The following is an 11,748-nucleotide window of genomic DNA, read 5'->3' on the forward strand; positions in this document are numbered from 1 at the left end:
GACGACCAATCGCGGCTCAGAAAAGGCCACGGCGCCCTCAACATGGCCATCGTGCGCCATTTCGCCATCAACCTGGTCCGTACCGTCAGCGATAAGCACTCCATCAAACTCAGACGCAAAAAGGCCGCGTGGAGCACCGACTACCTCGCCGCAATCCTCGGCGAGCTCCGCCGTTAACCTGGATTCGGAGCCCTGGAACGACGGCGGGGCTGAGCCAGGTGCGTAGCTACGTCGTTAGCGGCTGGAACCGGCCCGGCGGAGACGCCGCCAGTTCCGACCAGTCGATCTCTTCCTCCAGCCGATGATACGCGTCATCACCGATCGTTCCGTCCTTGCGCAGCCGCTCCAGCGCATCACGCTGGCTCTTGATGGCATAGAGGCGCAACCTGTCGTACTCGGTCGCTGCCTGGGCATCCTCAGGATTTTCGGCGATCGTGCGCTGCGCGGCATATTGCTCGCGCACCGCAGCCGCGACATCCGACGTCTTGCCGCTCAACACGTCCAGTGCAGCCTGCATGATGGCGACGCGTGCCTGCGCAACCTCTCGGTCGACCGTTTCATCCGGATCGAGACGGAGCAGGTGAAGCAGCGGCCTCAGGCTGATGCCTTGCAGCACCAATGTGCCGAGAACGACTGAGAACGCCGTGAGCACGATCGGATCGCGGCCGGGAAAATCGGCTGGCAAGGCGAACGCCGCTGCAAGCGACACCAGGCCGCGCATGCCGCACCAGCCGATGAGCACGCCGCCGCGAAACGTCGGGGCCTCGGCCTGCTGCTGCGCATCGCCGAAGCGTGCCAGCCATCTGAGAACCGCGCCGCAGCCCAGCACCCAGACGAGACGCGAAACGATGACGACAGCCAGGACAGCTGCGGCAAAGACAAATGCGTCGACCTGTCCCTGCTCGGCGAGCCGGCCGACAATCGATCGTGCCTGAAGGCCCATCAGCACGAAGGCCAGCACATTGAGCCCGAAGACCGCCGTCTCCCAGACCGAGTAGGAGCTGACGCGCTTTCTGGCTGACATGCGGCGCGGCGCGGTGCGCGCAATGGTCATGGCATAGACGACGATGGTGATGATGGCGGAAAGCCCGGTCTTGTCGGCCAGGATCCAGACACCGAAAGTTCCCGCGAATTGCACCACCGTGCCGCTCGCGGCATCTTCGATCCGAGCGAGCGTGAGGAGAGACAATCGACCCAGCACATAGCCGGCTGCCAGGCTGCCGACCGTCGACAGCAGGATCGTTGGAACGGCGCTGCTCAGCAGGACGGAGCCGATGGCTGCGGAAACCGATATCCGGTAGATCAAAAGCGCGGTTGCATCGTTGAGCAGGCTCTCGCCTTGCAGGATCGCGGTGACCCGGTGCGGCACCTTGAACTGTCCGAGCACCGCCGCCGCCGCGACCGCATCGGGCGGGGCGACAATGGCGCCAAGGGCAATGGCCGCTGCGATCGGCAGGTCTGCCATTTTCCACCCGACCAGCGCCACCGCAGCGGTGGTGAAAATGACGGCGCCGAATGCCAGCAAGGCAAGCGGCAGCCTGTAGCGATTGAGGTCGCGCAGCGACGTGTCGTAGGCCGCGTCGAGAAGTACCGGAGCGATGAACAGCGCAAGCGTCAGTTCCGGGTCGATCTCGATGGTCGGCGCGAACGGCAGGAAGGCAAGACCGGCGCCGGCCAGCGCCAGCAAGGAAGGATAGGGAACCTGGAAACGCCGTGACAGCGCCGTCAGGGCGACGGCAATCAGCAGGAGAACCAGGGTCAGCTCGAAAAGGGCCATGCCCTATCGTAGCTGCGGAACAAGGCGATTGGCACTGCAAAAGACGGGGATAGTCACGACTTTCAGCAACTGTTTCACCGGCTTGTGGAGCAGGCTCGCTTAGTGCAGCACCAGCATGTCGCCCGACGAAAACGAGATCTCGGCCTTTTCGCCGACCGCCGGTGGCGGCGTTGCCGGGCTGTTGAACGTGTCGAGCGAGACCGTGCTGCCGCCGATGCCGACGCGAACCCGGATGACCGACCCGAGGAAATGCACCTCGGCAATCTCGCCCGAAAGGCTGGAATCACGGCCTGGCTGGCGGCCAAGCGAGATCGCCTCGGGCCGCAGCGCCAGCGACAGCATGTCGCCGGTCTTCGAGCCGTTGAGCTTGCCCTTGAGCGCCACCTCTTGCGAATTGACGCGCACCTTGCCCGATGCGGCATCGGTAACCGTGCCTTCGAGCACGTTCAGCGTGCCGACGAAATTGGCGACGAACTTCGTCGCCGGCCGATTGTAAATCTCGAACGGCGTGCCGACCTGCTCGGCCTTGCCGCCATACATGACGGCGATGCGGTCGGAGATCGACAGCGCCTCTTCCTGGTCGTGGGTGACGAAGATGGTGGTGATGCCGAGCTTCTTCTGGATCGAGCGGATTTCCTCGCGCAGCGACACGCGCACCTTGGCATCGAGCGCCGACAGCGGTTCATCGAGCAGCAGCAGCTTGGGCTTGGGCGCAATCGCACGCGCCAGCGCGATACGCTGCTGCTGGCCGCCCGACAGCTGGTAGGGATAGCGGTCGCCCATCTGCGGCAGCTTGATGATGTCGAGCATCTCGGCGACGCGCCTGTCGGTATCGGCCTTCGGCATGCCCGCCACCTTCAGCCCGAAGGCAATGTTCTGTGCCACGGTCAGGTTTGGAAACAGCGCATAGGCCTGGAACACCATGCCGACATTGCGCTGGTTGGGCTTGAGCCGGGTGATGTCCTTGCCGGCCACGATGATCTTGCCGGCGCTCGGCTCCTCGAAGCCGGCGACCATGCGCAGCACCGTTGTCTTGCCGCAGCCCGACGGTCCGAGGAAGGAGACGAACTCGCCCGGTTCGACGTCGAGGTTGAAGTCCTGGACCACGGTGGTGGCGCCGAAAGATTTTCGCACATGCTGGATTGAGAGGAATGGCTCGGCCATGGTTTTTCTTTCGATCAGTTCGGGCGGTTCGCCGATCTCGGCGCAAAGCGGGACAGTATCTGGATCAGCGACATGCAGCCCCAGGTAATCGCGAAGGCAATGATGGCAAGTGCTGCCGGCTCATAGGCGCGGTTGGCGCCGATGTTCTGAAGATACGGGCCGAAGGCAGGCCGATTGAGCAGGCTGGCCATGGTGAATTCGCCAATGACGATTGCAAAGGTGAGGAACGCGCCTGACAGCACCGCAATCAGCACATTGGGCAGGATGACACGGGTGATGATCGTCGACCAGCCGGCGCCAAGGATCTGCGCTGCTTCCGTCAGCGTGCGCACATCGATGGTGCGCAGGCCGGTGTCGACCGCCCTGTACATATAGGGCAGCGCCAGCGTCGCATAACCGATGACCAGCAGCGCGTTGGTGGCCGTGTTGTTCGACAGAAATGGCAGCGGCGAGTTCGACCCATACATTCTGATGTAGCCGAAGACGATGACGATGGCCGGGATGACCAGCGGCAGCAGGGTGATGAACTCGACGATCGGACGAAGCTGCGGCAGCCTTAGTCTGATCCAATACGCCGTTGGCACCACCACCAGCACGCCGAGGATGATGGTGAAGATCGCCGCGATCACCGAGTACATGAAGGTCGCCTGAAACTGACTGTCGCCCAGCACGATCTGGTAGGCATCGAAGGAATAGGCGCCGCGCCGCATGCGCATGGAGAATTCCACCGTCGCAATCAGCGGAATAAAGAGATAAGCCGCACCGAGAATGAAGACGACCCAGGCCCAGAATCTGCCGGATTTCATTTCAGCCACCTCTCCGAGCGTGTCCGGAACCAGATGTAGAAGATGTTGGCAAGCCCGGTGATGACGATCATGCCGAAGGCGATCGCATAGCCGAGATGGGCATTGTGCAGCACGTCGCCGCGGATCTGCGCGTAGAGCAGGATTGGCACGATGTTGAGCGACGACCCGGTCAGCGCGTAGGCGGTGGCGATGGCGCCGAATGCGTTGGCAAACAGCAGGATGACGGTGCCGAGGAAGCTCGGCCAGATCACCGGGATGACCACCATGCGCCAGTATTGTGCGGTGGTGGCGCCGAGCGTTGCGGCGGCCTCGCCCCATTCCTTCTTCAGCCCGTCGATCGCCGGCACGATAATGACCACCATCAACGGAATCTGGAAATAGACATAGGTCAGCGTCAGGCCCCAGAACGACAGGATGTTGAAACCGTGAGCATAGATGTTGAGGCCGAACAGCGTATTGAGCAGCACGGTGGCAAGCCCGAGCCGGCCGAGTGTGGCGAGAAAAGCGAAGGCCAGCGGCACGCCGGCAAAATTCGAAGCCACGCCGGAAAAGGTCAGCGTCGCCGACCGTATCCACTCCGGCAGGCCGCCGCGCACGATGGCGATGGCAATCGCCAGCCCCGCGAATGCACCGATCAGTGCCGAGGCAAGGCTGACCTTGATCGAGATCCAATAGGCCGCCACGATCGACGGCTGCGCCAATGCTGCAATGTTTTCGAAGGTGAATTCGCCGGCATCATTCTGGAATGCGCCCAGCATGAGATAAAGCGTGGGCAGGATCAGGAACATGATGGCAAAGATGAAGAACGGCGCAACGCCGAGCCACTGCGTCGGCAGCCGCAATGCGCGTGCCTCGCTCGGGGGCGCGGTTTTTCCCGCAATTGCCTGATCGGAAAGCGAGAGGTCGGTCATGCGCCGGCTACCGTCTTTGAGAGTCACCGGGCGGCCTCACAGCCGCCCGGATGATTTCGCAGCTTACTTGACGTTGGCGCCGACAACGGCGTCCCAGTTCTTGGTGATGGTTTCCTTGGCCTTGCCCTGCTCGTCGAGCGTCGGGAACACCGCGGCAGCATAGGACTCGGCCGGCGGCATCTTCGCCATCATCTCGGCCGGGAGCTTGCCGTTCTTGGCAAGGTCGTTGAAGCGGATCGGATGGCAATAGCCCTTCAGCCAGCCGATCTGGCCTTCGTCGGAGTAGAGATATTCCAGCCACAGCTTGGCGGCATTCGGGTGCGGCGCGTAGGCGCTGATCGCCTGCACGTAGACACCAGCGACGACACCGGTCTTCGGCACGACGACGTCGACCGGCGGGTTGCCCTTCAGCGTGTCGCGACCGGAGAGCGCGTTGTAGTCCCAGGTGACCAGGATCGGCGTCTGGCCCTGAGCGAGCGTCGCGGCCTTGCCGATAACCGGGACGAAGTTGCCGGCGGCGTTGAGCTTCTTGAAAAAGTCGAGACCCGCAGTGCCGGCGGCTTCACCGGCGGCCGCGCCGCCAGAAAGGCCAGCGGCATACACCGCCTGGATGGCCTGGTTCGAGGCGCGTGGATCACCGGCGAGCGCGACCGAATTGGCGAATTCCGGCTTCTGCAGATCCGCCCAGTCGGCCGGCGCTTCCTTAACCAGATCCTTGTTCACCTCGAAGGCAAGCACGCCGTAATAGTCGCCGGTCCAGTAGCCTTCAGCATCCTTGGCGCTATCCGGGATCGAGTCCCAGGTCGATACCTTGTAGGGCTGGATCAGACTATCCGCCTTGGCCGAGGGGCCGAACGACAGGCCGACGTCGATCACGTCCGGCGCCTGCGGGCCCTTGTTGTCCTTGTTGGCCTTGATCGCCTCGACCTCGTCGCCGGAGCCGGCGTCGGGATTGAGTTCATTGATGGTGATTTCCGGATACTTCGCCTTGAAGCCTTCGATGACGGCGCCGTAGCCGCACCAGTCATGCGGCAGCGCGATGGTCGTGAGCTGGCCCTCCGCCTTCGCGGCCTTGACGAGATCGTCCATCGAATCCGCGGACGAAATCACCGTCGACGCAAAGAGCGTCGCGGCCGAAAGGGAAAGCACTTTCCCCGTGAATTTGAACATGTGTTCTCTCCGTTGAACTGACGCCGTTGGACGCCTGCGATGCGGTATCGTTTTCGTGTGACAGCCAGATGAAAGCTTTGTGAAACCGGCGCCCCGCAGTGCGAAAAAGTAAACTCTTTTTAACCGATGGTAGCAATCGCTCCGCGATTCTTTTTCCGGCTAATTACTTTCTGCCTTGCCCTTCATCCTTTCCCTTTTCTTTTCCCCTCTTTTCAGGATCAATTTCCGTCGCGAAAAACCGCCTCACACCGTGCCGGCGATAGCGTTTTCGAGCAGCGTCAGCGCCGCCTTCCTGGTCAGCTTGACCGGGTTGCCGCCGGCGGTCGGATCGACCACCGCCATGTCGGCGATAAGGCCCTTGCGCTTCTTGTCCATGTCGAGCCCTTTGATTAGCCCCGGCAGCGCATGCGGTACCTTCAACTCCTTGCGCAGCTTTATGACAGCCCGGGCGAAACCGTCGAAGCCACCCTTGATGCCGCAATAGGCCGCGAGCCGGCCGATACGCTCCTCGATCGCGTCGCGGTTGAAGGCCAGCACATAGGGCATGAACACGGCGTTGGTCATGCCGTGATGGGTGTCGTAGAGCGCGCCGATCGGATGCGACAGCGAGTGGATGGCGCCAAGCCCTTTCTGGAAGGCGGCAGCACCCATGGCGGCGGCACTCATCATGTGAGCACGGGCGACGAGGCCCTTGCCGTTGGCATAGGCTTTCGGCAGGTTTTCGAACACGAGCCGGATGCCTTCCACCGCGATGCCGTCGGCCATCGGATGATAGCCCGGCGCGCAATAGGCTTCGAGACAGTGGGCAAGTGCGTCCATGCCGGTACCCGCCGTGATGAAGGCCGGCATGCCGACTGACAGTTCGGGATCGGCGATGACGATGGCCGGCAGCAGCTTTGGATGGAAGATAACCTTCTTGGTGTGGGTCGCCTCGTTGGTGATGACACCGGCGCGGCCGACCTCCGATCCGGTGCCGGCGGTGGTCGGCACGGCAATGATCGGCGCGATTGCATCGGAGTTGGCGCGCGTCCACCAGTCATCGACATCCTCGAAATCCCAGACCGGCCGTGTCTGGCCGGCCTGGAAAGCGATCAGCTTGCCGAGGTCGAGCGCCGAGCCGCCACCGAAGGCGATGACACCGTCATGGCTGCCCTTCTTGAACACGACAATGCCGGCGGTCAGGTTGGAATCCACCGGGTTCGGCTTCACTTCGGAAAACACGCCATAGGGCACCTTGGCGTCGTCGAGGATCTTCAGCGTCGAGGCAACGACCGGCAGCTTAGCCAAACCGGGATCAGTAACGAAGAGTGGCCGCTTGATGCCGGTCGCCGCCAGCACTTCAGGCAATTCCTTGATGCGCCCAGCGCCGAAGCGGACGGTCGTCGGGTAGTTCCATTTGGAGACGAGCTTTGTCATTTTTGTCTTTCGAAAAATCAGATGGCTTCACGCAGATGATATGACTTCGGCCTGGTCAGATTGTCGTAGCCGATGGCCGACAGTGCGGCGCCCTTGCCGGTGTCCTTGACGCCGGTCCAGACCAGCGCCGGATCGAGATAGTCGCAGCGGTTCATGAACACGGTGCCGGTCTCGACGCGGTCGCCGATCGCCGCCGCATGATCGGTGTCGCGCGTCCAGATCGAGGCCGTCAGCCCATAGGGACTGTCGTTCATCAGCGCGATCGCTTCCTCGTCGTTGCGCACTTTCATGATGCCGACGATAGGGCCAAAACTTTCCTCGCGCATGACGCTCATCTGGTGGTCGACGCCGGTCAGCACTTCTGGCGCCAGATAGGGCGAGCCTTGCCTGTCATCGGCCACCTTCATGTTGATGTGCGCCTTGGCGCCCTTGCGAAGCGCCTCGGCCCTCTGCTCGCGGATCAGGTCGGCGAAGCGCGCCTGCGCCATCGGCCCCATCGTTGTCGCCTGGTCGAGCGGGTTGCCGACGACATAGTTCCTGGTCTCGGCGATGAAGCCTTCGACGAATTCATCGTAGACCTTCTCGTGCACATAGACGCGCTCGATGCCGCAGCAGCACTGGCCTGAATTGTAGAAGGCGCCGTCGACGAGATTGGCGACCGCATGGTCCATCTTGGCGTCTGGCAGGACATAGGCCGGGTCCTTGCCGCCGAGCTCGAGGCCGAGCGTCATGAAGGTGCCTGCAGCAGCCTTTTCGATCGCGCGCCCGCCGGCAACCGATCCGGTGAAGTTGACATGGTCGATCTTGCCCGAGCCAAGCAGCTTTTCAGTCTGGCTGTGGTTCATGACGAGGTTCTGGAACAGGCCCTTTGGCAGGCCGGCCTTGTCGAACGCCTGCTGGAAGCGTTCGCCGACCAACAGCGTCTGCGCCGCATGCTTGAGGATGACAGCGCTGCCGGCCATCAGCGCCGGCACGATGGTGTTGACGGCGGTGAGGTAAGGATAGTTCCACGGCGCAACCACCATGACGACGCCGAGCGGAACCTTCTTCACGTAGCGGCGGAAGCCTTCCTTCGGATTGGAGGCCATCACCGGCTTGAGTGCGGCTTCGGCGATCTCGACCATGTAGCTGGTGCGTTCCCTGACACCGCCGAACTCGCCGCCGTAGCGCACCGGGCGCCCCATCTGCCAAGCGATCTCCGGCACGATCTCGTCGGTCATGACGACCAGCGCTTCCAGCATGGCGAGCATGTATTGGCCGCGCTCGACGACCGGCGTCTCGGCCCATTTCTCCTGTGCCGCTTTGGCGCGCTCGACCGCGGCATTGATCGCATGGTCCGTGGCGATCGGCCGCTCGGCATAGATCGAACCATCGACGGGGGATTTTATCTTGACCGTTTCGGTCATTCCTTGAGTCCTCGCATTCTACGATAACCTTGTTGGTTGATGCCGCCCCGTCAGCGCCGACGGTCCCGTCCACTCTAGTACCGCTCGAACCCCCTGTGCAGTTCCCAGTCCGTGATCCGACGGTCGTATTCGAACTGCTCCCAGCGTGCCGTATGCACATAATGTTCGATCACGTCCTCGCCGAAAGCCTGCTTCAGCATTGTAGAGTTCACCAGCGTCTCGGTGGCATCGCGCAGCGTCTTCGGGATCTCCGGCAGCTGCGCCGCTTGATAAGCGTCACCGACGAAGGGCTTCTGCAACTCGAGCTTCTCGTCGATACCGGCAAGGCCGGCCGCGATCAGCGCGGCGAAGGCGAGATACGGGTTGAGGTCGGCGCCGCCGATGCGGCATTCCATGCGGATGCCTTTGGTGCCCTCGCCACACAGCCTAAAGCCGGCGGTGCGGTTGTCCTCGCTCCACATGATCTTGGTCGGCGCGAAGGTGCCGGCCTGGAAGCGCTTGTAGGAGTTGACGTAGGGCGCCAGGAACCAGGTGAATTCCTTGGCGTATTTGAGCTGGCCCGCCGCCCATTGCTGGCCGAGCGTCGACAGCGTCCACTCCGCATTTTTATCGAAGAACAGCGGCATCTTGCCGTCGGCGCTCCATAGGGAATTGTGGATGTGGCTGGAATTGCCGGCGTAGCCGTAATTGTACTTGGCCATGAAGGAAATCGCCTTGCCTTCCGATTCGGCGATTTCCTTGGCGCCGTTCTTGAGGATGACGTGGCGGTCTGCCATGTCGAGCGCTTCGGCATAGCGTACATTGATCTCCTCCTGGCCTGGGCCCCACTCGCCCTTGGAGTTCTCGATCGGAATGCCGGCCGCCTCCATCTCGTTGCGCAGTCGGCGCATGACGCCTTCTTCCTTGGTGGTGATGCCGATCTGGTAGTCGCCGATATAGGGCGAGGCCGTGTCGAGGCCTTGCCAGTGTTTCCTGCGGGCGGAATCATAGGTCTCGCTGAACAGGTAGAATTCGAGCTCGGAGGCGAAATAGCCGATATAGCCGCGTTCCGTGAGCCGCTTGACCTGCTTCTTCAGGATGGCGCGCGGCGAATGCGGCAGGTCGTCATGGGTGTGATGGTCGAGTACGTCGCAGATCACAAGTGCGGTCTTTTCCAGCCACGGGACGCGCCGCAGCGTCGACAGATCCGGCTTCATGACGAAGTCGCCATAACCCTTCGACCAGCTCGCCGCCTTGTAGCCGGGCACCGGCTCCATATCGATGTCGGCGGCCAGCAGGTAGTTGCAGCCATGCGTCTCGTCATGGGCGGAATCGACGAAATATCGGGCCAGGAAACGCTTTCCCGCGAGCCGGCCCTGCAAGTCGACGATGCAGGCCAGCACAGTGTCTATCTCTCCCTCGGAGACCGCTTTCTTCAACTGATCGAACGAGAAATTTCCGGCCATTCTTGTGGCACTCCAGGCTTGTCGTTGAAGGGCACGAAAGCCATGGCCGGCAGAACGCCGGCCATGGTCATGACAGTAGGTATCAGGCGGCGGCTTCGCCTATGGCTACCTCGGCAGCCGCGATTGCCGCCTGGCGCTTTGCAATCTGGTCGCCGATGGGTGGCCCCTGGAAGCGGCGTTTCTCCACCGCAAACCACAAAACGGCGGCCAGGACGATGAACGCAACGGTGATGCCAAAAACCTTGTCGTTTGGCGGCTGAATGGCGATGTAGAAAATGATCACCATACCGACGACCGACAGCAAGCAGACCAGCTTGAACAGGCCTGTCCCGAGATCCCACGGGCCGGCCTTGGGCCACTTGGATGTACCGAGCGCCATCATGCCGAGCACGATCGGTATGATGAATGACAGGAACAGGAACACCAGCGTGGAGTTGACGACGATGGTGTAGAGGTTGGTCCCGCCGATCGAGACGAACTGGGCAAGGAACACATACAGGATCTCGAGGATCGCGGCCGTCCAGATTGCATTGACTGGCGTGCGATAGGTCGGGCTGACCTTGGCCAGCGATGCCGAACCAACCGGCATGCCGCCGTCACGCGAGAAGGCAAAAAGCATGCGCGAAGCGGAGGTAACCGTTGCAAGCCCGCACAGAAACTGCGCGATCAGGATGGCCAGATAGAGCAGCGACTTCAGCCATATCGGCAAGATCGCGTCCATGGTTGCGAAGAACACGTTCCAGCCCTGCTTGGCACCCGCCGCCAGGTCCGGAATTGCCAGAACCATTGCGCAAAGCATCACCCAGCCGATCAGCGAGGACCAGACCACTGACGAGACGATCGCCCGCGGGACGGAGTGGGCAGCCTTCAGGGTTTCTTCCGATGTGTGCGCAGACGCGTCATAGCCGGTGATGGTGTAGACCGGCAGAAGTAGGCAGAGCAGGAAAAGGTAGCCGATGGAATCGGACTGCGGGAAAACGCCGCCGCCCACATCGCCGGAATAGTTGGTGAACGTCCACAGCCGGGTAATGTCGATGGCTGGAGCAAACACCAGGCAGGCGACGATCAGCACTGCCGTCGTGCCGAGAATGATGAAGCCGGAGGCGTCCGTCAGCATGGCCGTCAGCTTGATTCCGAAATGGTTGAGCAGCGCCTGCAGCACGGTGATGAAGGCGACAATTCCGACGATCTCGCCCGGCGTACCGGAGATGCCGAAGGAACTCCCGAACGTCCCAACGAAGAAGAAGGAGGTGCCGATATTGATGGCGCCCAGGACGGTGATCAGGCCAAGCAGGTTGAGCCACGCGGTTAGCCAGCCAGTGAAGCGGTTGCCCAGAATGGACGCCCAGTGATAGAGGCCGCCCGCCGTCGGAAATGCCGAAGCGATCTGCGCCATGGCTAGGGCGAAGAGTCCCGAAACCATGCAACCGACGATCCAGCCGATGCCTGCGCCCGCGCCGCCGATCGACGACGTGGCTTGCGCGAAGGAGTTGATACCGCCCGACAGGATGCAGATGATCGAGAACGAGATCGCGAAATTCGAGAAGCGGCTCATGCTTCTCGACAGTTCCTGGGCGTAGCCCATTCCGTGAAGAACCTTCAGGTCCTCCTTCTTGTCAACTTCAGTATAACCCGGTGCTACCATTTTGAAGT

Annotated in this window: 9 protein-coding genes and 1 pseudogene; 1 reads left to right on the plus strand and 9 read right to left on the minus strand. The window is 62.0% G+C overall.

All coding sequences use genetic code 11. The annotated features are described in order from the left end of the window. Positions 1-177: pseudogene (locus EN859_RS25745) on the plus strand (ISAs1 family transposase); the annotation flags it as partial. 49 nt (positions 178-226) lie between these two features. On the opposite strand, the gene EN859_RS25750 reads toward EN859_RS25745, so the two are convergent. The 9 genes from EN859_RS25750 to EN859_RS25790 form a co-directional block, all read right to left on the minus strand. Further along, positions 227-1,777: a cation:proton antiporter gene (locus EN859_RS25750; protein ID WP_127855622.1), complete on the minus strand. Its 1,551-nt coding sequence runs from the start codon at positions 1,775-1,777 to the stop codon at positions 227-229. Between the two features lie 99 nt (positions 1,778-1,876). Further along, positions 1,877-2,941: an ABC transporter ATP-binding protein gene (locus EN859_RS25755; protein ID WP_127855621.1), complete on the minus strand. Its 1,065-nt coding sequence runs from the start codon at positions 2,939-2,941 to the stop codon at positions 1,877-1,879. A 14-nt stretch (positions 2,942-2,955) separates the two neighbouring features. Next, positions 2,956-3,747, minus strand: a complete 792-nt coding sequence (locus EN859_RS25760) for an ABC transporter permease (RefSeq protein WP_127855620.1) — start codon at positions 3,745-3,747, stop codon at positions 2,956-2,958. Further along, entirely contained in the window at positions 3,744-4,658 is a 915-nt protein-coding gene (locus EN859_RS25765; RefSeq protein WP_127855619.1) for an ABC transporter permease subunit, read from the minus strand. Before EN859_RS25765 ends, EN859_RS25760 begins: the two co-directional genes overlap by 4 nt. A gap of 63 nt (positions 4,659-4,721) precedes the next feature. Then, entirely contained in the window at positions 4,722-5,828 is a 1,107-nt protein-coding gene (locus EN859_RS25770) for an ABC transporter substrate-binding protein (RefSeq protein WP_127855618.1), read from the minus strand. A 243-nt stretch (positions 5,829-6,071) separates the two neighbouring features. After that, positions 6,072-7,244: an iron-containing alcohol dehydrogenase gene (locus tag EN859_RS25775; protein ID WP_127855617.1), complete on the minus strand. Its 1,173-nt coding sequence runs from the start codon at positions 7,242-7,244 to the stop codon at positions 6,072-6,074. A gap of 17 nt (positions 7,245-7,261) precedes the next feature. Continuing rightward, entirely contained in the window at positions 7,262-8,650 is a 1,389-nt protein-coding gene (locus EN859_RS25780; protein ID WP_127855616.1) for an aldehyde dehydrogenase family protein, read from the minus strand. A 74-nt stretch (positions 8,651-8,724) separates the two neighbouring features. Then, on the minus strand, positions 8,725-10,095 hold the full coding sequence (locus EN859_RS25785) for a glutamine synthetase family protein (RefSeq protein WP_127855615.1): 1,371 nt from the start codon (positions 10,093-10,095) through the stop codon (positions 8,725-8,727). Positions 10,096-10,177: 82 nt separating this feature from the next. Further along, entirely contained in the window at positions 10,178-11,740 is a 1,563-nt protein-coding gene (locus tag EN859_RS25790) for an amino acid permease (protein WP_127855614.1), read from the minus strand. Between the last annotated feature and the right edge of the window lie 8 nt (positions 11,741-11,748).

It is taken from the genome of Mesorhizobium sp. M00.F.Ca.ET.216.01.1.1, from assembly GCF_004010325.2.
Lineage (GTDB): Bacteria > Pseudomonadota > Alphaproteobacteria > Rhizobiales > Rhizobiaceae > Mesorhizobium.